Raw genomic sequence first — 25247 nt, 5'->3', positions numbered from 1 at the left:
GACTTTGGTTTATGAAAAGGTACTTGTCAGGGATTTTTATTCTTTTTTTGAGTTTATTTTTTGCTGGAACGGTGTCAGCTTTAGACTATCAAATCCAGTCGTATCAAGGAGATTTGGAGATCCACGCCGATAATACAGCCACCTATACAGAAGAGGTGACCTATCATTTTGATGATGATTACAATGGCCAGATGGTCTCCTTAGGCTCAGCGGGAAAGATGCCAGAAGGCTTTGCTATTGATTCAGATCCAAAAGTTTCCGTGAAAACGAATGGAGTCGTAAAATATGACTTTGAGCCACGAGTCACGGATTTAGGAGATGGCTACGAGGTTAAGATTTACAATGCGGGTAAAGAAGGCGACACGGTCAAAGTAACAGTCACATGGAACCTGACCAATCTTCTGTTTCTCCATAAAGATATTGCAGAGCTCAAATGGACGCCGATCAGTGATTGGGAAGAAGAGCTGCAAAATGTGACGATTAAGGTTTGGGGTCTGGGAACTTGGACCTTAACGGACATGTATGTCCATACAGGTTATTTTGGCCAATCGGCCACTATAGATGAAAATCGTGGTGTTTATCAGATTCAGCTATCTCATTTGCCTAGCAGGAAGAAGGTTGAACTGCATGGATATTGGCATCGTCAAGCTCTGCATCAGGCAGCAGAGGATCCGAGAGCGACCGACTATCTACAGACTTTTCAAGCCGTTGAGGAAGAGATTGTAGCCAAGAACCAGTTTTATCATCGCTTGGGAGAAGTTTATCTGCCTCTTTTGGCCTTGTTCTTGCTGATGCTTTCGGGAATATTTTATCTGATCTTTCGGATTAAGATTCGTCCTAGCCAAGCATTTCCAAAAGATGCTCGCCTCTATGAAGCTCCGCAAGATCTGGCTCCCCTCATTGTAGCGGCTAATATCTTTGCTGTGGATATGAGAGAAGTCGATCCGACCAGTGGCGGACGGGCGCATTTAAAATTTGAAGATCTAGTGCAGGCAACCTTGCTGGATTTGATGGATCGAGGCTATATCGAGCTTTTAGGAACTGCAGACAAGCCAATCTTGAAACCAACTTCTAAAAAAGGTTTGTCAGAGTTTGAAGGTCAATTCCTACAGATGGCATTTGGCGACCATAAACAGGCAGCTGTAGCAGACTTGTTTGAATCTTATCAGATTTCAGAAGACCTTTATAAAAATAAAAAATCAACAGATGAAGCACGAATCCGCCAAATAGGCAATCGAATAAAAAATCGCTTTTCAACTGATTTAAACCTTTTGTCTGAACAAGTATTAAAGGAGATTCGGGAGCTAAACTTGCTGGATCACTATCGTCCTTTGAAACGAGGAGAAAAGCTTCTCTTCTGGTTGGCTCTAATGGCAAGTTTCCTTGCTTTCGTCTTGTCTCTCTTGACATTTTTTGTCTATTTGATCAAGCTAGACGGTTTTATTTGGTCCTATCTTCCGCTTGCAGTTGTCGCTTCGGTGTTGACCGTTCTGCTGGGCAGAGCCTTGCAGTTATATCAGCGGGATGGTGTCTTGAGCGATGAGGGAGCCCATGATTTCTATCTCTGGAATAGCTTTGCGAATATGCTACGCTACATCGCTCGCCTATACGATACCGAGGTGGAGGGCATTGTCCTGTGGAACCGGCTTTTGGTCTATGCTACCCTATTTGGCTATGCAGATCGTGTTAGTCGGGTCATGAAGCTGCGTCAGATTTCCTTGGAAAACGCGTCTATGAATACTTATATACAATACAATCTTCATCCTATTTTCTACGCAAGTTCCCATAGTTTTTCAAATTATGGACACATTGCCTCGACGGCCAGTCATTTTTCTGTTTCATCGGGCGGCGGAGCAGGAGGTGGCTTCTCTGGTGGCGGTGGAGGCGGCGGGGGCGGAGCCTTTTGATAAAAAGCTTGCTAAAGCCCTTGAGAAAGCTTTTCCTCTCCTCCAATATGTGGTATAATAAATGCTAAAGTTGTTTTAGGAGTTATCTATGTTTATTATTGAAATTTTAAAGTCCATTATTTATGGAATTGTTGAAGGAATTACAGAGTGGCTACCCATTTCGAGTACTGGCCACTTGATTCTGATTCAAGATTTTATTAAGTATAAAAATGAAAATCCGGCCTTCATGGAAATGTTCAATGTTGTCATTCAGCTGGGAGCAATCTTGGCGGTTGTGGTGATTTATTTTGATAAGCTCAATCCTTTTAAACCAGGGAAAACAGCTCGTCAAATTCAGCTGACATGGCAGCTCTGGGCCAAGGTAGTCGTTGCTGCTTTGCCAGCCGCAATCATCGGTCTTTTCCTAGACGATTGGTTTGAAGCACATTTTTATAATCTGGTATCCGTTGCGATCATGTTGATTATCTACGGGGTAGCCTTTATCTATCTAGAAAAACGAGAGCAGGTGGAACCGACCGTTACAGAATTGAGTAGACTTCCTTATCAAACAGCTCTTTATATCGGTCTTTTCCAAGTCTTGTCCCTCTTTCCAGGAACTAGCCGTTCAGGTGCGACCATTGTCGGTGGTCTCTTGAATGGTGTCAGCCGATCTGTTGTAACAGAGTTTACTTTCTACTTGGGTATTCCAATCATGTTTGGCGCAAGTGGGCTGAAAATCCTGAAATTTATCATCAAGGGCAATTCTTTAGGCTTCGACCAATTATTCCTTTTGTTGGTAGCTATGGGAGTGGCTTTCGGAGTCAGTCTTTACGTGATTCGCTTCCTAACAGACTATGTCAAGAATCATGACTTTACAATCTTTGGTAAATATCGGATCGGCCTCGGAGCCCTGTTGTTGGTTTACGGTCTGATCAAGGTTATTATTGGCTAATCAAGAGGCTGGGACAAAAGTCCTAGCCTCTCAATTGTCTTTGGATTGTAGAGCAAGACGCAGTGGTTGAGTGGGCTCTACTACGCTGATTTCATCAGCTTTTACGGCCCTACTCAACTGTGCGGAGGTGGGACGACGAAATCGAATTCTAACGAATTACCGATTTCTGTCCCACTCTCTTTTCTTATTTGACCAGTTATTTTTTTGAAATAAGTTTAGAATTTTAGTATAATAGAAAGACTATGAAAGTATGAGGTTAATGAGATGGAAGTGAAACAGATTAATGATTCGACGATTAAAATCACCATCCAGTTGGAAGATTTGGAAGAACACGGAATGGAAATTGCAGATTTCCTAGTTCCCCAAGAAAAAACAGAAGAATTTTTCTATACCATCTTGGATGAGCTGGAAATGCCGGAAAGCTTTTTAGACAGTGGCATGCTGAGCTTTCGAGTGACGCCTAAGCCAGACAAGCTGGATGTCTTTGTGACGAGATCGAAGATTGATAAGAATTTAAATTTTGAGGATTTGGGCAATCTACCAGACATGGATGAGCTCAGCCAGATGTCTCCAGATGAGTTCTTAAAGACTTTAGAGAAAAATATCTTTGAAAAGAGTAAGGATGACCTTGAGGCGGTCAAATCTTTAGAGGCAGCAGAGGCTGATCAGGAGGCCTCTGTAGATTCTTCAGAAGATAGGGAAGAGAATCTAGACCGTTATGTCTACTATATTTTGTCATTTACTGATTTGCAGAGTGCAGTTTCTTTCGCCAAAACGGTTGACTATCCGATAGACCTGTCAGAACTCTATAAATATGACTCTGCCTACTACCTAACTATTTTGGTAGATTTGGAAGAGCAACCAGAGCTTTATCCAGCTTGGTTACTGGCTAAAATGCGTGAATTTGCTGAGGATACAGATATTACACGTTCTGTCCTACAAGAACACGGACGTCTGCTTTTGGTGACAGAAGCCATCCAACAGTTGCAGAAAGTTGAATGCGTATGATTGCTTTTCCATTGAAGTTCATTTTGGTGCTGCTAGCGACATTTTTTGTCGGAGTTTTGCTGACTCCCCTAGTTCGGCTCTTGGCTTTTAAAATGGATGCAGTCGACTATCCTAATGCTCGACGAATCAATAAAAAGCCCATGCCAAGTGCAGGCGGACTGGCGGTTGTGGCAGCTTTTACCTTGGCGACTTTGGTCTTCATGCCGCAGATTGTTGGCATCACTTTTTTTGAACAGACTTATTTTGACTATATTTGGCCGGTGGTGCTGGGGGGCTTGATTGTTGCCCTGACGGGGCTTATCGATGATATTAAAGAATTAAGTCCCCTGATGAAGTTAGGGGGGATTGTGCTGGCTGCCTGCCTGATTTGGTGGCTGACGGATTTCCGCTTGGATGATTTTAAGATTCCTTTTGGAGGTCCCCATCTCTTTTTCCCACCTTGGCTATCTTTCATTTTGACTATTCTCTGGATTGTCTCCATTACCAATGCGGTCAATCTCATGGATGGTTTGGACGGTCTTGTCAGCGGAGTCTCCATTATTTCCTTGCTGACCATGGGCATTGTTTCCTACTTTTTCTTACCGGGTCATAATTTATTCCTGACCCTGACCATCTTGGTTTTAGTGGCCTCTATTGCTGGCTTCTTTCCTTACAATTATCATCCAGCCATTATATATGGCGGGGATACGGGCGCTCTTTTCATCGGTTTTATGATTTCGGTCCTGTCTCTACAAGGCTTGAAGAATGCAACGGCAGTAGCGATTGTCACGCCTATGATTATCTTGGGTGTGCCGATTACCGATACCTTTTTAGCAATCGTTCGTCGGACTTTGTCTGGCCAGAAATTTTACCAGCCTGACCGTCACCACCTTCACCATAGGCTCTTATCTTTGGGGCTGACACATCGGGGAACAGTTCTGGTTATCTATGGGATTTCGATGATTTTCTCAATGATTTCCCTCCTGTTAAATGTATCGACTCGTATCGGCGGACTCCTCCTCGTGATTGGCCTTCTGCTAGGTGTTGAACTCTTAGTAGAACTAATAGGTGTTCTAGGGCCGCAGAGGACGCCCTTGCTCAATATTTTGCGTTTTATCGGGAACTCTTCTTATCGAGAAGAAGTCCGAGAGAAAAGATACCAAAAGAAACACAAACAAGAATAGTTCTAAACAAAATAAAAGCCTTTTGGGCTTTTTTTTGGTATACTAAAGAAAGCATAAATTGCCAAAAAGGAAAGGAAAACAATCATGTCTGTATTGGAAATCAAAGACCTTCATGTTGAAATTGAAGGGAAGAAAATTCTTAAGGGAGTCAACTTGACGCTGAAAACAGGAGAAGTTGCAGCGATCATGGGACCAAATGGAACAGGGAAGTCTACACTATCTGCAGCCATCATGGGCAATCCTAACTACGAAGTAACTCAAGGAGAGGTGCTTTTTGATGGGGTTAATATCTTGGAGCTGGAAGTAGACGAGCGTGCTCGTATGGGACTCTTCCTTGCGATGCAGTATCCTAGTGAAATTCCTGGCATTACCAATGCAGAGTTTCTCCGTGCGGCCATGAATGCTGGCAAGGAAGACGATGAAAAAATCTCTGTCCGTGACTTCATTACTAAACTAGATGAAAAGATGGAACTGCTCAACATGAAAGAAGAAATGGCTGAGCGCTACCTCAATGAAGGCTTCTCAGGTGGTGAGAAAAAACGCAATGAAATCCTGCAGTTGCTTATGCTAGAGCCAACTTTTGCGCTTTTGGATGAGATTGACTCAGGTCTGGATATCGATGCGCTTAAGGTCGTTTCTAAAGGGGTCAACGCTATGCGTGGTGAAGGTTTTGGTGCGATGATTATCACCCACTACCAACGCCTGCTCAACTATATCACTCCAGATGTAGTTCATGTCATGATGGAGGGGAAAGTTGTTCTTTCTGGCGGTCCAGAATTGGCAATCCGCTTGGAGAAAGAGGGTTATGCTAAGTTGGCTGAAGAGTTGGGCTTCAACTACACTGAGGAAGCTTAGTCAAACATTCTTTTGACTTTGATAAAAGATAGGAGAATGACATGACGAAAGAATTAATTCACGAATTTTCACAGCTTCACGCAGAACCAGCATGGTTGGCTAATCTCCGTCAGCAGGCTTTTGACAAGATGGACCAACTGGATTTTCCAGTTATTGAGCGGGTTAAATTTCACCGCTGGAATCTGGGAGACGGACGGATTTCTGATAGCGAGCCTTTGACCAGTGTGCCAGATTTTACGGCTCTTGGAGACAATCTCAAGTTTATCCAAATGGGAACTCAAACAGTCCTTGAGCAGCTGCCAGCAGATTTGGCAGCCCAAGGTGTGGTCTTCACTGATTTCCACTCTGCTTTGGAAGAGATTCCAGAGTTGGTAGAGAAGCATTTTATGTCCGCAGTCAAGTATGACGAGGATAAATTGGCAGCTTACCATACGGCTTTTTTCAATAGCGGTGCGGTGCTTTATGTGCCGGACAATGTTGAGATTGACCAGCCGATTGAAGGAATTTTTTATCAGGACAGCGAAAGCGATGTTCCTTTTAACAAGCATATTTTGATTATCGCGGGCAAGCATTCCAAGGTTAACTACTTGGAACGCTTGGAAACTTACGGCGAGGGCTCTGTTCCAGTAACAGCTAATATCACTGTCGAAGTCATTGCCCAAGCAGGTGCCCAGATTAAGTTTTCAGCCATTGACCGCCTAGGCGAAAATGTAACAGCCTATATCAGCCGCCGTGGCAAGCTGGATAATGATGCCATGATTGACTGGGCCATCGGCGTTATGAACGAAGGCAATGTCGTGGCTGACTTTGATGGCGACCTTTATGGTAAGGGCAGCCATGCGGATATGAAAGTGGTGGCTCTTTCCAGCGGTAAGCAAGTTCAGGGAATTGATACCCGCGTAACTAACTATGGCTGCAACTCTATCGGAAATATCCTGCAGCACGGAGTTATCCTGGAAAAAGGAACCTTGACCTTCAATGGTATCGGTCATATTATCAAGGGGGCTAAAGGAGCAGATGCCCAGCAGGAAAGCCGAGTTCTCATGCTGTCTGACCAGGCTCGCTCGGATGCTAACCCGATCCTCTTGATTGATGAGAACGATGTGACAGCTGGTCACGCGGCTTCTATCGGCCAGGTGGATCCAGAAGATATGTACTACCTCATGAGTCGAGGTCTTGATAAGGCGACGGCTGAACGCTTGGTCGTGCGTGGCTTCTTAGGCTCAGTGATTGTAGAAATCCCTGTTAAAGAAGTCCGTGATGAAATGATTGAAAATATCGATATTATTCTCGCAAAAAGATAAAAAGCTGGGCCTTGTCCCGTGTAAGTAGATAGGAGTCTTCATGTCTGGATTTAATGCAGAAGCAATCAAGCAAGATTTTCCCATTTTGGACCAAATTGTCAATGATGAGCCTTTGGTTTATTTGGACAATGCGGCGACAACCCAGAAACCCAAGCAGGTGCTGGCGGCTATCGAGAACTACTATCTTAGAGACAATGCCAATGTCCACCGCGGTGTGCATACGCTAGCCGAGCGGGCGACAGCAGCCTACGAAGCAGCTAGAGAAAGAGTTCGTTCTTTTATCAATGCGGCTTCTAGCAGAGAAGTCCTCTTTACACGAGGAACCACGACGAGTCTCAATTGGGTGGCTCAGTTTGCGGCTGAAAGGCTGCAGTCTGGTGATGAAGTGATGATTTCTATCATGGAGCACCATTCCAATGTTATTCCTTGGCAGGAAGCTTGTAGGAAGACTGGAGCCAAGCTGGTCTATGTCTATCTCAAAGATGGTGCTCTGGATATGGAGGATTTCCGTACCAAGCTCAATGAGCGAACCAAGTTTGTTTCTCTGGCTCATGCCTCTAACGTCCTTGGGGTTATCAATCCCATCAAAGAGATTGCCCAGTTGGTTCATAAGCAAGGTTCGCTTTTGGTGGTAGATGGTGCTCAATCCATTCCGCACATGAAGATTGATGTACAGGATTTGGATGTGGACTTCTTCGCCTTTTCTGGGCATAAGATGGCAGGCCCGACTGGTATTGGAGTTCTCTATGGCAAAGAAGAGCTGCTAGAGCAGATGTCGCCAGTTGAGTTCGGCGGTGAAATGATTGATTTTGTCTATGAGCAGGAAGCGACTTGGAAGGAGCTTCCGTGGAAGTTTGAGGCTGGAACGCCGAATATGGCCGGAGCAATTGGTCTTGCGGCGGCCATTGATTATTTGGAAGACTTAGGTATGGATGCCATTGCCCAGCATGAGCAGGACCTAATTGCCTACGTATTTCCAAAGCTGCAGGCAGTAGAAGGGTTGACCATTTATGGCTCTCAGGATTTGGCCCAGCGGTCAGGTGTGATTGCCTTTAATATGGATGGTATCCATCCGCATGATGTCGCGACGGCTCTGGACTACGAAGGAGTGGCTGTTCGGGCAGGTCACCATTGTGCTCAGCCCTTGCTAACCTATCTGCAGGTACCCGCGACTGTACGGGCCAGCTTTTACATCTACAATACCTATGCGGATTGTGACAAGCTGGTAGATGCTTTAGAAAAGACAAAGGAGTTTTTCAATGGCGCTTTCTAAGTTAGACAGTCTTTATAAGGCGGTTGTGACTGATCACTCGGCTCACCCCCATCATCATGGGAAGCTGGAAGATGTGGAGCAGGTAGTCCTTAATAATCCGACATGTGGCGATGTTATCAGCCTGTCTGTGAAGTTTAATGAGGAAAATCAGATTGAGGATATTGCCTTTGTGAATTCCGGCTGTACCATCTCAACGGCTTCGGCCAGCATGATGACGGATGCGGTGTTGGGCAAGACAAAAGAGCAGGTGCTGGAATTAGCAGAAGTTTTCTCGCAGATGGTTCAGGGCCAGGAAGACAGTCGCCAGAAAGAATTGGGAGATGGAGCCTTTTTAGCTGGCGTTGCCAAATTCCCACAGAGGATTAAGTGTGCGACCTTGGGTTGGAATGCCCTCAAGCGAGCAATTGAAGAAGATAAAAAGTAAGAATGTGAAAGGAAATTATGTCAGAAGAAAGAGTAGAACCAAAACCGATTGATCTTGGTGAGTACAAGTTTGGTTTCCATGACGATGTTGAGCCTGTTCTCTCAACAGGGAAAGGGCTGAATGAAGCGGTTATTCGCGAGCTCTCTGCAGCCAAGGGTGAACCAGAGTGGATGTTGGATTTCCGCCTTAAGTCCTACGAGGTTTTCAAGAAAATGCCGATGCAGACTTGGGGTCCAGATTTGTCAGAAATTAATTTTGATGACTTGATTTATTACCAAAAGGCCTCTGATAAGCCAGCTAGAAGCTGGGATGAAGTGCCTGAGAAGATCAAGGAAACCTTTGAGCGGATTGGGATCCCAGAAGCGGAGCGAGCTTACCTTGCTGGTGCAGCTGCCCAGTATGAGTCCGAAGTGGTCTACCACAATATGAAGGAAGAGTTCCAAAAGCTTGGGATCGTCTTTACGGATACCGACTCAGCTCTTAAGGAATACCCAGAGCTTTTCAAGCAGTATTTTGCTAAGTTGGTTCCGCCGACAGACAACAAGTTGGCTGCCCTTAACTCTGCAGTTTGGTCTGGTGGTACCTTTATCTATGTTCCAAAAGGTGTTAAGGTAGACATTCCACTTCAAACCTACTTCCGTATCAACAATGAAAATTCCGGTCAGTTTGAACGGACCTTGATTATCGTTGATGAAGGAGCAAGTGTCCACTACGTAGAAGGATGTACAGCGCCTACTTATTCAAGTAACAGCTTGCATGCAGCGATTGTTGAAATCTTTGCCCTGGACGGCGCCTATATGCGCTATACGACCATTCAAAACTGGTCTGATAATGTTTATAACTTGGTAACCAAACGAGCGCGGGCTATGAAAGATGCGACGGTTGAGTGGATTGATGGAAATTTGGGTGCCAAAACAACCATGAAGTACCCATCTGTTTACCTTGATGGAGAAGGGGCGCGTGGAACCATGCTTTCTATCGCCTTTGCCAATGCTGGTCAGCACCAGGATACAGGGGCTAAGATGATTCACAATGCGCCACATACTAGCTCATCTATTGTTTCCAAGTCCATTGCCAAGGGCGGAGGTAAGGTAGACTACCGTGGCCAAGTGACCTTTGCTCGCAATTCTAAGAAATCTGTCAGCCATATCGAATGTGATACCATTATCATGGACGATTTGTCTGCATCAGACACCATTCCATTTAATGAAATCCACAACTCACAGGTAGCTTTGGAGCATGAAGCTAAAGTTTCTAAGATTTCAGAGGAGCAGCTCTACTATCTCATGAGCCGTGGCCTATCTGAATCCGAAGCAACAGAAATGATTGTCATGGGCTTTGTCGAGCCTTTTACCAAAGAACTGCCTATGGAATACGCTGTTGAGCTGAACCGCTTGATTAGCTATGAAATGGAAGGATCTGTTGGATAAAAAGAGGCGTTGACCTCTTTTTAATTGTGAATAAATCTTTGCTTAAGCAAAGTTTAAAAGATTTAGAGGACCTGTTAAACAGTAGCGGAATACTCGATTGCTAGTTAACCCTCAAAGAACTTTTTTTGATTACGTTAAACGTTTACAAACTATAGAAATACCGCGAATCAATTGATTCGCGGTATTTCTTTTATAACTTCTCATTGACGAAGCGGATGAAGTCGTTCCACCAGACTTTAAAAATAATCGCTTTTTCAATGTTTTTTTCTGTGACCATAGAAACAGAAGTTTTCTTGTTTTCGATGTAGCCCTGGCCGATTGGCTCAGAATCTGTATAAGTGAGGGTACCCACTACACTACCTTTTTTCAAGGGTGCCTGCAGCTCCTGTGGACTTGGAGTAAAGGTGACTTTATGTTCAGCCTGATTGGCTATCCGTTCTAGAATTACCAGGTCCTCACTAGCAACTGCAGCGACCTTATCCTCTTGGCTGTCTCTAATGGCTACTTGTGAGTTATTATATCGTTCGCCTTTTTTGACCAAGACCGTCGGAGAAAAATTTTGCGTAACGTAGGTCATTAGGCTAGATGTAACGCCAAAACGGGTATTAGGGTCGTTATCTTCCTGTGCGACCCCTAAAACGACTGTGATCAATCGCATCCCTTTTTCACTTGTCACACCGACAAATGAAACACCATTCTGCTCAGATCCTCCTGTCTTCAAACCCTTCACTCCTGTTCGAAAACTAGGAGAACCTTCCAACATTAAGTTGGGATTTTCTAGTTGGATTCCTGCAAAATTTACATGAGATTTGGAAGTGATGCCAAGTACTTCTGGGTAGTCATCAATCAGATGTGAAGCAATCACGGCTATATCATAAGCACTGAACTTATTGACAGTCTCTTGTTTTTTCTTGCTTTTAGAATTCTCTGCGGACTCCCCTTCGGTATTGGTAGTTTCTAGCGAACCATCTAGTAAACGAATATCTGTACCAGTAGCATTTACAATGGTTGCATCAGAAATATTCCATTCCTTGAGTTTGGCTTTCATCATTTTGACAAAATTTTCTTCACTTCCAGCAACTTGTTCTGCCAGAGCAATGGTGGCGCTGTTGGCGCTTGCTAAAAGAGAAGCATTCAGCAAGTCCTTTACCTTGTAGCGTCGCGCTTCCAGAGGAAGATTTGCAATAGATGGATTTACTGTCAGATGATAAGCATAATCAGAAATATCAACTTCAGTTTCTAAGCTCAGTTTGCCTTCGGCAATGGCCTCGTAAACCAGATAAGTAGTCAAAATGTTAGTAATAGCACCGACTTCTAGTGGGCTTGTAGCCTCCTTTTCATAGAGGATTTTCCCTGAGTTTGCATCGACAGCAATAGCGCTTTTAGCGGCAATTTCATAGTCATCCGCCAGAACGGGCTTGGCAATCAGACCAAAGAATAGCAGTAGGAATACAAAAAGTTTTTTCATTTCTTTCCCCTAGATTAGTAATAAATCTATTGTAACATAAAAAAGCCGATATTTTTGATAATCCTATTCAAGAATCCTTGTAAAATATTGAACAAATTTTTATTTATAAGATTTTCTGCATGTTTATGAAAATATATGAAAATGCATAAAAATTTTCCTATACTTTGTTTCAATAAAAATAAGAAAAATGTATAGAATTTTAAAATTTTCTTAAATAAGACTTGTTTTTGTCTGGAAATGATGTATAATAATACATAATCCAAAGAAGGAGATTTGCTTATGAAAAAATCTAAATGGTTGGCTATTACTGGTTTGGTTGCAGCATCAGCGCTATTCTTAGCTGCTTGTGGCAAGTCAAGCGCCAGCTCGGCAAAGACATATTCTTATGTCTATAATACAGATCCAGATACATTGGATTATGTAAATTCCAATCGCGCCTCCACTTCTGACGTTATTGCCAATTTGGTCGACGGTCTTTTAGAAAATGATCAATATGGGAATCTTATCCCTTCATTGGCTGAAGACTGGACTGTGTCCAAAGATGGCCTGACTTATACTTATAAGTTGCGTAAGGACGCTAAATGGTACACAGCAGAAGGTGAAGAATATGCTGCTGTCAAGGCACAAGACTTTGTAACAGGGCTCAAGCACGCTGCAGATGAAAAATCAGAAGCATTACCAATCGTGCAAAACTCTATCAAGGGATTAGATGCTTATATCAAAGGAGAAAGCAATGATTTCTCTACTGTCGGTGTCAAGGCAATCGACGATTATACAGTTCAATATACCTTGAATCAGCCAGAAAGCTACTGGAATTCTAAGACAACGATGGGCATTCTCTTCCCGATTAACGAAGAATTTCTGAAGAAAGAAGGCAAAGACTTTGGTACCGTGAAAACTTCCGGTATCCTCTACAATGGCCCATATGTATTAAAATCATTTACTTCTAAGTCTGTTATCGAATATTCTAAAAACCCAAACTATTGGGACAAGGACAATGTGAAGATCGAAGATGTCAAGTTGACTTACTACGATGGTTCTGACCAAGAGTCATTGATCCGTAACTTTACTGATGGTGCTTACACACAAGCTCGTCTCTATCCGACTAGCTCAAACTATGCATCAGTAGAAAAGAAATATAAAGACAACATCATCTTTACTCCACAAAACTCAACTAGCTATTTCTATGCCTTTAACTTGAATCGTCAGGCTTATAGCCACACTTCTAAGACAGATGCCCAAAAAGCTGCCAGCAAAGAAGCGATCCAAAATAAAGACTTCCGCCAAGCAGTCAACTTTGCTTTTGACCGTAAATCCTTTGGTGCCCAGATGAATGGTAATGAAGGAGCAACGAAGATCATCAGAAGCCTACTTGTACCTCCTAGTTTTGTGCAAGTAGATGGCAAGGACTTCTCGGATGTTGTTGAATCTCAGTTAGCTTCTTATGGGGATGAATGGAAAGGTGTCAAATTAGCTGATGCCCAAGACAGCATTTACAACCCAGAAAAGGCCAAGGCAGAATTTACTAAGGCAAAAGAAGCTTTGCAAGCACAAGGAGTTGAATTCCCAATTCATCTAGATGTACCAGTTGACCAAACTGATAAAATCATGGTGCAGCGGACCAATTCCTTCAAACAATCTGTTGAGGCAGCTCTAGGCCAAGAAAACGTTGTGATTGACGTGCATCAAATGTCATCAGACGATTTTGATAACTCTACTTACTTTGCAGAAACAGCTGCCCAAAAGGACTATGACCTCAATATGTCTGGTTGGTCAGCAGACTATCAAGATCCAGTGACTTATCTGAATATCTTTAACCCAGAGACAGGGGATATTTTGGACAATATTGGTCTGACAAAAGGCCAAAACCAAGACCTTGCTTCTAAGGTTGGTTTAACGGACTACAAAGCGCTTTTGGATCAGGCAGATGCAGAAAAGCAAGATACCAATGCTCGCTATACGAAATATGCGGCAGCGCAGGCTTGGTTAACAGATAGTTCTATTGTGATCCCATCTATTTCTGCAGGTGCTTCACCAATGGTTCAAAAGGTCGTACCATTTACCAAAGCCTACTCTTATGTAGGTATCAAGGGTGATAGCTATGTATTTAAGGGAATGGAACTTCAAGATAAGGTTCTGACAGTAGCTGATTATCAAAAAGCTTTGAAAAAATGGGAAAAAGAAAAAGAAGAATCAAATAAAAAAGCTCAAGAAGAGTTAGTAAGTCACGTTAAGTAAAAGAAAAGAGGCTGGGACAAAAGTCCTAGCCTCTCAATTGTCTTTGGATTGTCGAGCAAGACGCAGTGGTTGAGTGGGCTCTACTACGCTGATTTCATCAGCTTTCACAGCCCTACTCAACTGTGCGGAGGTGGGACGACGAAATCGAATTCTAACGAATTACCGATTTCTGTCCCACTCTCTTTTAAAGTAGAAAATCCTATATTTCGTTTATTTTTTTGAACTGTTGGATTTCTCCTCAAGTAGAATAAGAAAAGGTCCGATTTGTTTCGGACCTTTCATTGCTTATTTTGGTGCGATGACTTCCAAGCCGCCCATGTAAGGACGTAGGACTTCAGGAATGGTCACAGAACCATCTTCATTTTGGTAATTTTCCAAGATAGCAGCGACTGTGCGTCCGACAGCCAGTCCAGACCCGTTGAGAGTGTGGAGGAGTTTGACCTTGCCATCTGCTTCGTCACGGTAGCGGATTTGGGCTCGACGAGCTTGGAAATCTTCTGTGTTAGAGCAGCTAGAGATTTCACGGTAGGTGTTCTGAGCAGGAATCCAAACTTCCAAGTCATAAGTCTTAGCAGCTGAGAAGCCCATGTCGCCAGTAGAAAGGGCAACAACGCGGTAAGGCAGATTGAGCTTTTGCAGGATGTTTTCTGCATTGGCAGTCATCTTTTCTAGCTCTTCATAAGATTCTTCTGGCTTGGCAAATTTTACCATTTCAACCTTGTGGAATTGGTGCAGGCGGATCAGACCGCGCGTGTCACGACCAGCAGAACCAGCTTCAGAGCGGAATGATGGGCTCATAGCTGTGAAGTAGATTGGCAATTCTTTACCGTCTAGAATTTCGTCTCGATAATAGTTGGTCAGCGGAACTTCAGCAGTCGGAATCAGAACGAAGTTGGTATCGCTTAGCTCAAAGGTATCTTCTTTGAACTTAGGATATTGTCCAGTACCAAACATAGAGTCATGGTTGACCATATAGGGAGTGATGACCTCCGTATAGCCTTCTTTGCCATGCTCGTCTAGCATGAAGTTGTAGATAGCGCGTTCCAAACGAGCTCCCAAGCCCTTGTAGAAGAGGAAGCGGGCTCCAGTGACTTTTGCACCACGCTCCCAGTCCAGGATATCCAAGTCTTCGCCTAAATCCCAGTGAGCCTTAGCTTCAAAGTCAAAGTGGCGAGGTGTACCCCAACGGCGGACTTCTACATTGTCATCCTCGTCTGCCCCGACTGGCACGCTATCGTGCGGAATGTTTGGCAGGGTTGTGGTGAACTCGGTCAATTTAGCATCCAATTCAGCCAAAGTAGCATCCAAGTCCTTGACTTGGGCAGATAGTTTTTGCATGGCTGCAATCTTGTCATCTGCATTTTCTTTGTTGCGCTTAGCTTGGGCAATCTCAGCAGAAACAGTATTGCGCTCTGCCTTGAGATTTTCTACTTTCACCAACAAATCACGTCGTTGCTCATCAATTTCCTTCATTTGATTGAGCACATCAGCTGCTACGCCACGGGTAGCTAATTTCTCTGCGACAGCATCAAAGTCTGTCCGAATACGTTTTAAATCTAACATAAGACCTCCAAAAATAAAAGCACACCGTGGAAACTGTTGGAGCGGCTAGACCGCGGTTCCATCCAACTTCACAGGTGTGCACTTGATTATGTATGTAGTTGTATTGCAACGGTAGAATTTCACACTAGGCTCCTATCTGCTCGCAGCACCCGCAGACTTTCTGAAAGAAGCGATAGTCTTACTTATCCGTTTCCTAGATTATACAGGATTTTCTATTTTTTTGCAAATAGATTTTTAAAGAATTGGCCAATTGTTTGGATCAAGGTAGGCAATTTGACGACTTTTTCATTTCCGATATGTTGCCGTGCAATTTTGAGAATCTTTCCAGTATCCTTAGAAGCAAAGAGAAACTTACCCTTGTCTGTAAAAACTTCGAAATGGCGACTGATATTTTTCCCAGAGACATTGGCACCGATTTGCTGGATGCTAGACCAAGGTAGCTGGATATAGTCTTCTACATTGGCGTCAGCGTAGAATTCCAGTGCGACATCACCGATCAAAAACTTCCCAACCTTGCCACCCAAACCCAGATAGGAAACCCCTGTCGTTTGAAATTCAATCGATTTATTTTGCGATTGCGCCATAAAACATCTCCCTTTTAAATACTATAGCTATTATACCACAATAAAAAGAAGGCCGAAACCTTCTTTTTAATTACATCAAACCAGCAACGTGAGCTAGCACACCAACTACAAAGAGGGCGATGATGATAGTGATAGGGGATACTTTCTTCTTAAGCAACCACATACAAGCGAAAGTTAGAAGCAGTCCCATCAAACCAGGAATCAAAGAATCCAAGTTTTGTTGGAAAGTTGTAACTTTTTCAGGGGTTTGAGATAGTCCTTGCCCTACTTGAGCAAAGGCTTCTTGGATACCCTTATAGCCACTAGACAATTTGTCCCAATGAATATATGCTTTATCATCTAGCTTAACAGATGAAACGTTAAAGACAAACTTAATAGATACCCAGCGCTCAACCAGAACAGCCAAGATAAACATACCTAGAATTGAAGCACCTTTGGTAATGTCTTGGAGGATACCACCAGACATGTCCTTAGTGATTTCAGAACCAGCCTTGTAGCCCAATTCTTGTGTGTACCAGAGGAAAGCCATCCGGATAGCATTCCAAGCTAAGAAGAAGATAAGTGGGCCAATGATATTTCCAGTCAAAGCAAGAGATGCCCCAAGTGCTCCAAGGATAGGACGAACTGTGAACCAGAAGACAGGGTCTCCGATACCAGCCAGAGGTCCCATCATACCGATTTTAACCCCTTGGATAGCCGCATCGTCAATTGCTGCACCATTTGCTTTTTCTTCTTCAAGCGCAAGTGTAACTCCGATGATTGGAGCTGCAACATATGGGTGAGTGTTGAAGAATTCCAAGTGACGCTCAAGAGCAGCAGCTTGATCTTCTTTTTTAGTATAAAGCTTCTTAATAGCTGGAATCAGTGAATAAGCCCAGCCCAAGTTTTGCATACGTTCGTAGTTCCAAGAACCTTGCAAGAAAGTAGAACGCCACCAAACTTTTTGACGGTCAGCCTTTGAAAGAGTCAATTTTCCTGACTCATCAGGTTTTACAGTATTTAATTCTGTCATGATAGTGTGTCTCCTTTCTTAGTAGTCTTCTAGGATATCGCCGATTGGATCGTTAGATGAAGCTGTTGCTCCACCGCCACCATTTCCGCCTTTTTTAGACAGGGTAAGGTAGATGAGAGCGATAGCGACACCAATTGCACCAAGAGCAATCAGAGTGAGTTCGCTGACAGCAGCTAAAGCGAAACCAATAGCGAAGAATGGCCATACTTCACGAGTTGCCATCATGTTGATAACCATGGCATAACCAACAGCTACGACCATACCACCACCAATTTGCATCCCTTCTGATAGCCAAGCTGGCATAGCTTCAAGAGCAGCTTTAACGGACTCAGCAGGAATCATCAAAAGAAGTGCTGCAGGGATAGCAATACGTGCTCCTTGCATGAAGAGAGCGATAAAGTGAGCGCGTTCAACGCCTTTGATGTCTCCTTTTTTCGCAGCAGCATCTGCACCGTGAACCAAACCGACTGACAAAGTACGGACAATCATAGTTAAGAAGAGACCAGCAACAGCAAGTGGAATTGCAACACCTTGTGCTACAGCAATTCCTTTGCTTGAGAAGTCTCCACCCAGTACCATGATGATAGCAGCGGCAACAGAAGCGAGGGCAGCATCAGGTGCTACAGCAGCTCCGATATTAGCCCAGCCAAGAGCGATCAGCTGGAGAGAGCCACCAAGCATAACACCGGCTGCCAAATTACCAGTTACCAGTCCAATCAAGGTACAAGCAACCAGCGGTTGGTGGAATTGGAATTGGTCCAAGATACCTTCTAGACCAGCTAAGAAGGCAACAAAGACTACTAAAACCATAGAAATAATAGACATGTTTTAAATCCTTTCATAATAATATGAGAGCGAAACGTTTAAGATTATTGAACGTTGGCTTTGTTAATTAAGTCAAACAAATCTTTCTTAGAGTCATTTGGTACTTTACGTACGTCGAATTCAACTCCGAGATCACGCAATTTTTCGTAAGTAGCTACGTCGTCCTTGTCCATTGACAGAACGTTGTTGACCATTGTCTTACCAGTTGAGTGAGCCATTGAGCCGACGTTGAGAGTCTTGATTGGCACACCGCCTTCGATAGCGCGTAGGGCATCTTGTGGAGTTTCAAATAAGATAAGAGCGTGCGTATTACCAAAGCGTGGATCTTTTGAAACAGCAATCAGCTTATCAATTGGAACAACGTTTGCTTTAACATTACCAGGTGCAGCTTGTTTGATGAGCTCTTTACGAAGTTCATCTTTAGCTACTGAGTCAGAAGCAACGATGATACGGTCTGCTTTTGAATCTGGAGTCCAAGCTGTTGCAACTTGTCCGTGCAACAAACGAGTATCGATACGAGCAAGGTTGATTTTGAGCTTGCCGTCTCCGATAACAGTTCCTTCTGGGATAGCTGATTGAGTAACTGGTGCAGCAGCAGGAGCAGCGCTTTCTAGGACTGGATTCAGCTCTTCTGGAAGTGCTTTTACGCCTTCCTTAGCTTCCTTGATGATATTTGCAACGACAGCATCTACGCCAGCGTTTGCATCCATCATGCGCTCTGTGTAGGCTTGAATTAGCATAGGCAGGTTCAAACCTGTAATAATCGCGAACTTGCGGTCTGGATTTTCACCCATGACACGGCTAGCTTGGTTAAATGGAGACCCGCTCCAAAGGTCAGCCAAGACCAATACCTCATCGTCCGCATCAAACGAAGCCACTGCGTCATTGAATTTTGCATACAGATCATCAGGACCTTCGTTTGGCATGAAAGTTACAACTTGAACTTTTTCTTGCTCACCAAAAATCATAGAACCTGACTGATGAATGCCGGCAGCAAATTCACCGTGGCTGGCAATAATGATTCCAATACTCATTATTGTTTTTCCTCCTTATAAAATGTTTGACTTAAGTTTAAGAAAACTTTAAGGCTAACTATTATTATAAAACGTTTTCATGAAAAATGCAAGTACCTGAGTCAAAGCAACAAAGATTTTCAAATTCTATTTCTAGTGAAAAACGCTGTTATATCAGTCTTTTTTTATCCTTTCTTCTCACTAAATAATTAGATGAAGATTAGATTATCAATATAACTAGGTTAATATATGAAAATTGTTGAAAATTTCTATGAAAATGCTTATCTACTAGATTGATAGAAAGCAAATCTGTATAGGAAGAATTTATAGCTGAAGCTCAAGAAGTATTTTACAAAGCATCTATTTTCTGTTATAATCTTTTTTAGGAAGAATTCTCATTGTCTACTTTTTAGCGAGTTCGGGATAGTGTGAGCCGGATAGGGAAGCAGTGCAGATGGCGCTTTCGGTATTAATTTCAAAAGTAATGAAGTAATAAATTAGGGTGGAACCGCGTCTTGACGCCCCTAGGTCGCATAGCCTAGGACTGTCGGATGTGGTTCTTTTGCGTACTGAGTCTATTGTTCGAAAGAAAGGAGATTCATGGAGAACCTTTATCTTGTAAAAGATGAGAATCAATTAGTAGCTTTTCGAGATTTCGTTGCAAAGAATGCTGCAAAGTTGCAGGATTATCTGGCTTTTTTAAAAGACGAGTTTGCGGTTTATGACTTGCCGCAAGCCATCATTTGGTCCGATTTTGATTCTGCTACGCAGATCATTCGTGAAAGTCCTGTGCCGGCTTATACAAATGATAAGCGAATGGTTATGACTCCCGAGTTGCCGGTTTGGAAAGAGTTGTATCTCCTTCAGTTGGAGAATTACGAGATCTCTCACCAAACTCGAGCAATAGAAAGCCACTATAAGTCTTTGTCAGGAAATTCCCTCTTACAGATTGTAGGCCATGAGTTGGCTCATTGGTCAGAGCATTTTTCAGATGACTTTGATGAATACGGTGCCTATATCTGGTTTGAAGAAGGTATGGCTGAGTATATTAGTCGCAAGTATTTCTTTACAGATGAAGAATTTCGAGCAGAAAAAGCATGTAATCAGTCTCTTGTAAAGCTCTTTCAGAAAAAGCACGATTGGCACTCATTGAATGATTTCGGTACTTCGACTTATCAAGGGAATTATGCTAGTATTTTTTACGAATACTGGCGCAGTTTTTTGACAGTTGACAAGTTAGTAGAAAATCTAGGCAGTGTGCAAGCGGTCTTTAATTCTTATCATCGTTGGGAAAATACAGATAAAGCACTTCCCTTGTTGGATTGGTTCATACAGCAGAAAATAATAGACAAAGAGATATAAACAAACTAAAGGAGTAGAAAATGTCTAAAAAGTTAACATTTCACCTCGCCAAAGTCAATTGCGAACCTAAGGGTTTGATTGACTAACGACAACCGCTATGGGCGGTTTGTCTAGGCGATGTACTAGCTTTTCAAAAGGGAAATGATCGTTCCCTTTTGAACGCTTCGCAAGAATCTCAAGAAATTAAAGGAGTAACAAATGTCTAAGAAATTAACATTTCAAGAAATTATCTTGACTTTACAGCAATTCTGGAATGACCAGGGCTGTATGCTCATGCAGGCTTATGATAATGAAAAGGGTGCGGGAACCATGAGTCCCTATACCTTCCTTCGTGCTATTGGGCCAGAGCCGTGGAATGCGGCCTATGTAGAGCCGTCTCGTCGGCCAGCGGATGGCCGTTATGGGGAAAATCCTAACCGTCTTTATCAGCACCATCAATTTCAGGTAGTCATGAAGCCGTCTCCAAGCAATATCCAAGAACTTTATTTGCAGTCTTTGGAGCTCTTGGGCATCAATCCGCTGGAACATGATATCCGCTTTGTCGAGGACAACTGGGAAAATCCGTCAACTGGATCGGCTGGTCTGGGTTGGGAAGTCTGGCTGGATGGGATGGAAATCACTCAGTTCACTTACTTCCAACAGGTCGGAGGTCTGCCAACTCAACCGGTAACTGCTGAGGTGACTTATGGTCTGGAGCGTCTGGCTTCATATATCCAAGAAGTGGACTCTGTCTACGACATTGAGTGGGCTGATGGCGTCAAGTACGGTGAAATTTTCACGCATCCTGAGTATGAACATTCCAAGTACAGCTTTGAGGTCAGCGACCAAGACTTACTTTTGGAGAATTTTGAGAAGTTTGAAGCAGAAGCCAAGCGCTGTCTGGACGAGCATCTGGTGCACCCAGCCTATGACTATGTTCTCAAGTGCTCGCATACCTTTAACCTTTTGGATGCTCGTGGCGCTGTATCTGTGACAGAGCGGGCTGGTTATATCGCTCGTATTCGTAATCTGGCTCGTGTTGTGGCCAAGACCTTTGTTGCTGAGCGCAAGCGTCTGGGCTACCCACTTTTGGATGCAGAGACTCGTGAGAAACTCTTGGCAGAGGAGGGAGAATAATCATGGTAAAAAATTTATTAGTTGAATTAGGTTTGGAAGAAATGCCAGCCTATGTCGTGACACCGAGCATGAAGCAGCTGCGCGACAAGATGGGAGCCTTCCTGACAGACCATCGTCTGACCTTTGAGAAAATTGAAATGTTCTCAACACCGCGTCGTCTGGCGGTGCGCGTGGTTGGCTTGGCGGACAAGCAGTCTGATTTGACCGAAGATTTCAAAGGCCCTTCTAAGAAAATCGCTCTGGATGCAGATGGTAACTTTACCAAGGCTGCCGAAGGTTTTGTCCGTGGCAAGGGCTTGACGGTTGAGGACATCACTTTCCGTGAAATCAAGGGCGAAGAATATGTCTATGTGACCAAGGAAGAAGTCGGTCGCCCGGTAGAGGAAATTATCCCAGCAGTGACGGAAGTTCTGCAAGCTTTGACTTTCCCTGTCAGCATGCACTGGGCCAACAACACCTTTGAATATATCCGCCCGGTCCACACCTTGACTGTACTCTTAGATGAGCAGGCCTTTGATGTAGATTTCTTAGATATCAAGAGCAGTCGCACTAGCCGTGGACATCGATTCTTGGGTCAAGAAACGCAGATTGCTTCAGCGGATTCCTATGAAGATGACCTGCGTGCTCAGTTTGTCATTACCAATCCTATTGAACGGGAAAATATGATTGTCGAACAGATTCGAGCGTTAGAGCAGAAGCACGGTGTTTCTATCGAGATTGACGAAGACCTGCTCAATGAAGTGTTGAATCTGGTAGAATATCCAACTGCTTTCCTGGGTAATTTTGATGCTAAATACTTAGAAGTTCCTGAGGAAGTACTGGTGACTTCTATGAAAGAGCACCAGCGTTACTTTGTTGTGCGCGATGCTGAAGGCAAACTTTTACCGCACTTCATCTCTGTCCGCAACGGAAATGCAGAGCATCTGGAAAATGTCATCAAAGGGAATGAAAAAGTCTTGGTGGCTCGTCTGGAAGACGGGGAATTCTTCTGGCGGGAAGACCAAAAACTAGCTATTGCCGACTTGGTTGAAAAGCTGAGCAATGTGACCTTCCACGAAAAGATTGGCTCTCTAGCAGAGCATATGGAGCGGACTGGTAAGATTGCTGCTCTCTTGGCACAAGAGGCAGGCTTGGATGCTGCTGAGACAGCTGACTTGGCTCGTGCAGCGGCTATTTATAAGTTTGATTTGCTGACTGGCATGGTGGGTGAGTTTGATGAGCTGCAAGGTATCATGGGTGAGAAGTATGCTCTGCTGGCTGGTGAGAATGCAGCAGTGGCAGCTGCCATTCGGGAGCACTATATGCCGACTTCAGCCGATGGCGAATTGCCTGACACCAAGGTCGGAGCGGTCTTGGCTCTGGCTGATAAGCTGGATACGATTTTGTCCTTCTTCTCAGTTGGCTTGATTCCAAGCGGTTCCAATGACCCGTATGCACTACGCCGTGCGACTCAGGGTGTTGTGCGTATCTTGGACAAGTTTGGCTGGAACATTGACTTAGCTCAGCTGGTTAGCCGACTTTACGAACTGAAGTTTGATAGTCTAAGCTATGACAATCAAGAGGCCGTGCTAGACTTCTTCCGTGCCCGTGTTGAGAAGATGATGGATCGCAGCATTCCAAAAGACATCGTGATGGCTGTTCTTCAAAGCACTCACTTTGTCGTACGCGATTTGATAGAAACAGCTGCGCTCCTGGCAGAAAAAGCTAAGCAAGATAACTTCAAGTCGGCAGTGGAAAGCCTGTCTCGGGTCTTCAATCTAGCTGAGAAAGCCCAAGGGCAGACAACTGTCAATCCAGCTCTCTTTGAAAATCAAGAGGAAAAAGACTTGGCTGTGGCCATTGAAAAAGTGGAGTTGACTGCTGACTTAGCTGCCAATTTGGACCAACTCTTTGCCCTCAGTCCAGTTATTGATGCTTTCTTTGACCATACCATGGTCATGGCAGAAGATGAGGCCGTGCGCAATAACCGCCTAGCTCTTCTAGCTTCTTTGATGGCCAAGGCTGGACAAATGGCGCAATTTAATCAGATTAATACCAAATAACAGGTAAGAGAGGGAGAATCATGGATCCTAAAAAAATTGAACGTATCAACGAACTGGCTAAAAAGAAAAAAACGGAAGGCTTAACTGCTGAGGAAAAAGTGGAACAAGCCAAGCTTCGTGAAGAGTATATTGAGGGCTACCGTCGCTCTGTTCGCCATCACATTGAAGGTATCAAGATAGTTGACGAGGATGGCAATGATGTGACGCCTGAAAAGCTCCGTCAAATCCAGCGTGAGAAAGGTCTTCATGGCCGCAGTCTGGATGATCCAAATTCATAACAACAAGAAAAAGAGAGAGTGGGACAGAAATCGGTAATTCGTTAGAATTCGATTTCGTCGTCCCACCTCCGCAAAGTTGAGTAGGGCTGTAAAAGCTGATGAAATCAGCGTAGTAGAGCCCACTCAACCACTGCGTCTTGCTCGACAATCCAAAGACAATTGAGGAGTCTGGGACAAAAAGATTTCAATTTTTAAAAATCTTAATTATTAAGGCCTTCAAATCTATAATTAAATGCGAAAAGCGAACAAAGCAGAATTCTGATTACCAGAAAACTAGTTTTGTTCGCTTTTTATATTTGAGGTTGGACTTTTGTCCCAAACTCCTTTTTTGAATTTATAACTTCGCTTGAGGTTAAGAATAATTATGAACTTGGAACTTTATATCGAGGGATACAGCATTTATAAAGGAAAATCAAGAAATAATGCCTAGCAAGCGAGTAGACAAGCTTGGTTTTTTATCCTTCTATATAGTCTCTTAATGCTTGACCACTTAGGCCGACATTGAGGGCAATCAGCAACTTGATGCGAGCCTTCGGTGCATTGAGCTCTTTGACAAACATGATTCCGGCTTGGTGTAGCTTGACACCGCCACCTTCGTAGGCGTAGACAGGCTCAGCAATGCCGTTGAAACAGCGTGAAACGAGAGCGATGGGGAGGCCAGCTTCTGCCATCGCTGTTAATGTTTCCGCAGTTTCTTTTGGCAGATTGCCTGCGCCAAAGGCTTCGATGATGAGGCCATCCAACTTTTGCCAATCCAGCATATCAAGCAGTTCTGTTTTCATACCGGCATAGGCTGAAATGATGGGTACCAGTCCCGAAATGCTAGTCAGATCAAAGCGGACGCGAGGCTCTGCTGTTTTAAAATAAAGAATTTCCTGCTTCATGACCAGGCCTAGAGGACCGTGCGTCGGAGTTTGAAAGGTGCTGACATTGGTGGTGTGGGTTTTAGTGACATATTTGGCAGCATGCACTTCATCATTCATAACGACGAGAACGCCCTTGCCTCGACTCTTCTCGTCACTGGCTACCCGCAAAGCAGTCAGGTAGTTATAAACTCCGTCACTGCCGAGTTCATTTGAACTTCTCATAGCTCCGGTCAAAACGACAGGGATATCAGGCATATCCATAGTATCAAGGAAGTAGGCTGTTTCCTCTAGAGTATCGGTTCCGTGGGTAATGACTACTCCGTCGTAGTGCTCAGCAACAGACTTGATTTTTTGGTAGAGTTCTAGCATGTGCTGGGGAGTGATGTGAGGACTGGGAACGTTGAAGAAATCAACTACCGTCACTTCAATACCATCTAAGGGAACAGCCACATGATTCATGGGATTGTCTTGGCTGCTATTGACGGTACCACTTCCGTCAGCCTGCATGGAAATGGTTCCACCAGTATGTAAAACTAAAATCTGCTTATTCATAGATGTGCTTCTCCGTGAATTGTGTTATAATTT

21 protein-coding genes are annotated in these 25247 nt (G+C 43.8%); 14 read left to right on the top strand and 7 right to left on the bottom strand.

Features of this window, described 5'->3' with window-relative positions:
• The first annotated feature begins 11 nt into the window (after positions 1–11).
• From FZ941_RS07815 to sufB, 9 genes are all read left to right on the top strand, one after another.
• The gene (locus FZ941_RS07815; RefSeq protein ID WP_148887461.1) at positions 12–1907 is read left to right on the top strand and encodes a DUF2207 domain-containing protein; all 1896 of its coding nucleotides are present in this window, start codon (positions 12–14) and stop codon (positions 1905–1907) included.
• Positions 1908–1995: 88 nt separating this feature from the next.
• Positions 1996–2838 carry an undecaprenyl-diphosphate phosphatase gene (locus FZ941_RS07810; RefSeq protein WP_125372493.1) on the top strand — a complete coding sequence of 281 codons (843 nt, stop codon included), beginning with the start codon at positions 1996–1998 and terminating at the stop codon, positions 2836–2838.
• A 264-nt stretch (positions 2839–3102) separates the two neighbouring features.
• Positions 3103–3846, top strand: a complete 744-nt coding sequence (gene mecA / locus FZ941_RS07800; protein WP_148887460.1) for an adaptor protein MecA — start codon at positions 3103–3105, stop codon at positions 3844–3846.
• Positions 3837–5009 (top strand): glycosyltransferase family 4 protein, encoded by a 1173-nt coding sequence (locus FZ941_RS07795; RefSeq protein ID WP_148887459.1) that lies wholly within the window; start codon positions 3837–3839, stop codon positions 5007–5009. The genes mecA and FZ941_RS07795 overlap by 10 nt, the downstream gene beginning before the upstream one ends.
• Before the next feature lie 84 nt (positions 5010–5093).
• Positions 5094–5864, top strand: a complete 771-nt coding sequence (sufC, locus tag FZ941_RS07790; protein ID WP_148887458.1) for a Fe-S cluster assembly ATPase SufC — start codon at positions 5094–5096, stop codon at positions 5862–5864.
• Positions 5865–5905: 41 nt separating this feature from the next.
• The gene (gene sufD / locus FZ941_RS07785) at positions 5906–7168 is read left to right on the top strand and encodes a Fe-S cluster assembly protein SufD (protein WP_148887457.1); all 1263 of its coding nucleotides are present in this window, start codon (positions 5906–5908) and stop codon (positions 7166–7168) included.
• Positions 7169–7208: 40 nt separating this feature from the next.
• Positions 7209–8441, top strand: a complete 1233-nt coding sequence (locus FZ941_RS07780; RefSeq protein ID WP_148887456.1) for a cysteine desulfurase — start codon at positions 7209–7211, stop codon at positions 8439–8441.
• A complete protein-coding gene (sufU, locus tag FZ941_RS07775; RefSeq protein ID WP_148887455.1) occupies positions 8428–8865 on the top strand; it encodes a Fe-S cluster assembly sulfur transfer protein SufU in 438 nt (145 codons plus the stop codon). The genes FZ941_RS07780 and sufU overlap by 14 nt, the downstream gene beginning before the upstream one ends.
• 17 nt (positions 8866–8882) lie before the next feature.
• Positions 8883–10295, top strand: a complete 1413-nt coding sequence (gene sufB / locus FZ941_RS07770; protein ID WP_125383452.1) for a Fe-S cluster assembly protein SufB — start codon at positions 8883–8885, stop codon at positions 10293–10295.
• Between the two features lie 190 nt (positions 10296–10485).
• Here the strand turns inward: sufB and pbp3 are convergent, their stop codons facing one another.
• The gene (gene pbp3, locus FZ941_RS07765; protein ID WP_148887454.1) at positions 10486–11763 is read right to left on the bottom strand and encodes a D-alanyl-D-alanine carboxypeptidase PBP3; all 1278 of its coding nucleotides are present in this window, start codon (positions 11761–11763) and stop codon (positions 10486–10488) included.
• Positions 11764–12042: 279 nt separating this feature from the next.
• On the opposite strand from pbp3, the gene FZ941_RS07760 reads away from it, so the two are divergent.
• Entirely contained in the window at positions 12043–14001 is a 1959-nt protein-coding gene (locus FZ941_RS07760; protein ID WP_187418402.1) for a peptide ABC transporter substrate-binding protein, read from the top strand.
• A gap of 285 nt (positions 14002–14286) precedes the next feature.
• On the opposite strand, the gene serS is transcribed toward FZ941_RS07760, so the two are convergent.
• The 5 genes from serS to FZ941_RS07735 all read right to left on the bottom strand — a co-directional run bounded on the left by serS (position 14287) and on the right by FZ941_RS07735 (position 19019).
• Entirely contained in the window at positions 14287–15564 is a 1278-nt protein-coding gene (gene serS, locus FZ941_RS07755) for a serine--tRNA ligase (protein ID WP_148887452.1), read from the bottom strand.
• A gap of 212 nt (positions 15565–15776) precedes the next feature.
• Complete coding sequence (locus FZ941_RS07750) at positions 15777–16148, bottom strand: DUF956 family protein (protein WP_148887451.1); 372 nt, start codon at positions 16146–16148, stop codon at positions 15777–15779.
• 70 nt (positions 16149–16218) lie between these two features.
• Positions 16219–17160, bottom strand: a complete 942-nt coding sequence (locus FZ941_RS07745) for a PTS system mannose/fructose/sorbose family transporter subunit IID (RefSeq protein ID WP_002893579.1) — start codon at positions 17158–17160, stop codon at positions 16219–16221.
• An 18-nt stretch (positions 17161–17178) separates the two neighbouring features.
• Positions 17179–17985: a PTS mannose/fructose/sorbose transporter subunit IIC gene (locus FZ941_RS07740; RefSeq protein ID WP_148887450.1), complete on the bottom strand. Its 807-nt coding sequence runs from the start codon at positions 17983–17985 to the stop codon at positions 17179–17181.
• Between the two features lie 44 nt (positions 17986–18029).
• Positions 18030–19019, bottom strand: coding sequence for a PTS sugar transporter subunit IIB (locus FZ941_RS07735; RefSeq protein WP_148887449.1), 990 nt, complete (start codon positions 19017–19019; stop codon positions 18030–18032).
• A gap of 579 nt (positions 19020–19598) precedes the next feature.
• Between FZ941_RS07735 and FZ941_RS07730 the strand changes: the two genes are divergently transcribed.
• From FZ941_RS07730 to FZ941_RS07715, 4 genes are all read left to right on the top strand, one after another.
• A complete protein-coding gene (locus FZ941_RS07730) occupies positions 19599–20360 on the top strand; it encodes an elongation factor Tu (RefSeq protein WP_148887448.1) in 762 nt (253 codons plus the stop codon).
• A gap of 198 nt (positions 20361–20558) precedes the next feature.
• Positions 20559–21476: a glycine--tRNA ligase subunit alpha gene (gene glyQ / locus FZ941_RS07725; protein ID WP_061592636.1), complete on the top strand. Its 918-nt coding sequence runs from the start codon at positions 20559–20561 to the stop codon at positions 21474–21476.
• Between the two features lie 2 nt (positions 21477–21478).
• On the top strand, positions 21479–23518 hold the full coding sequence (glyS, locus tag FZ941_RS07720) for a glycine--tRNA ligase subunit beta (protein ID WP_148887447.1): 2040 nt from the start codon (positions 21479–21481) through the stop codon (positions 23516–23518).
• A gap of 20 nt (positions 23519–23538) precedes the next feature.
• A complete protein-coding gene (locus FZ941_RS07715; RefSeq protein WP_148887446.1) occupies positions 23539–23796 on the top strand; it encodes a DUF896 family protein in 258 nt (85 codons plus the stop codon).
• Between the two features lie 455 nt (positions 23797–24251).
• Here the strand turns inward: FZ941_RS07715 and FZ941_RS07710 are convergent, their stop codons facing one another.
• Positions 24252–25214, bottom strand: a complete 963-nt coding sequence (locus FZ941_RS07710; RefSeq protein WP_148887445.1) for an asparaginase — start codon at positions 25212–25214, stop codon at positions 24252–24254.
• Positions 25215–25247 lie beyond the last annotated feature (33 nt).

The organism is Streptococcus sp. Marseille-P6264 (genome assembly GCF_902460355.1).
Lineage (GTDB): Bacteria > Bacillota > Bacilli > Lactobacillales > Streptococcaceae > Streptococcus.
The sequence above is the reverse complement of the archived record's forward strand: the minus strand, read 5'-3'. Positions and strand labels throughout refer to the sequence as shown.

Excerpts from the sequence above, each read along its gene's own strand:
- FZ941_RS07710 (WP_148887445.1), bottom strand. The coding sequence starts at position 25,214 with ATGAATAAGCAGATTTTAGTTTTACATACTGGTGGAACCATTTCCATG.
- glyS (WP_148887447.1), top strand. The coding sequence starts at position 21,479 with ATGGTAAAAAATTTATTAGTTGAATTAGGTTTGGAAGAAATGCCAGCC.
- FZ941_RS07715 (WP_148887446.1), top strand. The coding sequence starts at position 23,539 with ATGGATCCTAAAAAAATTGAACGTATCAACGAACTGGCTAAAAAGAAA.
- serS (WP_148887452.1), bottom strand. The coding sequence starts at position 15,564 with ATGTTAGATTTAAAACGTATTCGGACAGACTTTGATGCTGTCGCAGAG.
- mecA (WP_148887460.1), top strand. The coding sequence starts at position 3,103 with ATGGAAGTGAAACAGATTAATGATTCGACGATTAAAATCACCATCCAG.
- pbp3 (WP_148887454.1), bottom strand. The coding sequence starts at position 11,763 with ATGAAAAAACTTTTTGTATTCCTACTGCTATTCTTTGGTCTGATTGCC.
- FZ941_RS07810 (WP_125372493.1), top strand. The coding sequence starts at position 1,996 with ATGTTTATTATTGAAATTTTAAAGTCCATTATTTATGGAATTGTTGAA.
- FZ941_RS07730 (WP_148887448.1), top strand. The coding sequence starts at position 19,599 with ATGGAGAACCTTTATCTTGTAAAAGATGAGAATCAATTAGTAGCTTTT.
- FZ941_RS07740 (WP_148887450.1), bottom strand. The coding sequence starts at position 17,985 with ATGTCTATTATTTCTATGGTTTTAGTAGTCTTTGTTGCCTTCTTAGCT.
- FZ941_RS07815 (WP_148887461.1), top strand. The coding sequence starts at position 12 with ATGAAAAGGTACTTGTCAGGGATTTTTATTCTTTTTTTGAGTTTATTT.
- glyQ (WP_061592636.1), top strand. The coding sequence starts at position 20,559 with ATGTCTAAGAAATTAACATTTCAAGAAATTATCTTGACTTTACAGCAA.
- FZ941_RS07795 (WP_148887459.1), top strand. The coding sequence starts at position 3,837 with ATGCGTATGATTGCTTTTCCATTGAAGTTCATTTTGGTGCTGCTAGCG.
- sufD (WP_148887457.1), top strand. The coding sequence starts at position 5,906 with ATGACGAAAGAATTAATTCACGAATTTTCACAGCTTCACGCAGAACCA.
- sufB (WP_125383452.1), top strand. The coding sequence starts at position 8,883 with ATGTCAGAAGAAAGAGTAGAACCAAAACCGATTGATCTTGGTGAGTAC.
- FZ941_RS07735 (WP_148887449.1), bottom strand. The coding sequence starts at position 19,019 with ATGAGTATTGGAATCATTATTGCCAGCCACGGTGAATTTGCTGCCGGC.
- sufC (WP_148887458.1), top strand. The coding sequence starts at position 5,094 with ATGTCTGTATTGGAAATCAAAGACCTTCATGTTGAAATTGAAGGGAAG.
- FZ941_RS07760 (WP_187418402.1), top strand. The coding sequence starts at position 12,043 with ATGAAAAAATCTAAATGGTTGGCTATTACTGGTTTGGTTGCAGCATCA.
- sufU (WP_148887455.1), top strand. The coding sequence starts at position 8,428 with ATGGCGCTTTCTAAGTTAGACAGTCTTTATAAGGCGGTTGTGACTGAT.
- FZ941_RS07745 (WP_002893579.1), bottom strand. The coding sequence starts at position 17,160 with ATGACAGAATTAAATACTGTAAAACCTGATGAGTCAGGAAAATTGACT.
- FZ941_RS07750 (WP_148887451.1), bottom strand. The coding sequence starts at position 16,148 with ATGGCGCAATCGCAAAATAAATCGATTGAATTTCAAACGACAGGGGTT.
- FZ941_RS07780 (WP_148887456.1), top strand. The coding sequence starts at position 7,209 with ATGTCTGGATTTAATGCAGAAGCAATCAAGCAAGATTTTCCCATTTTG.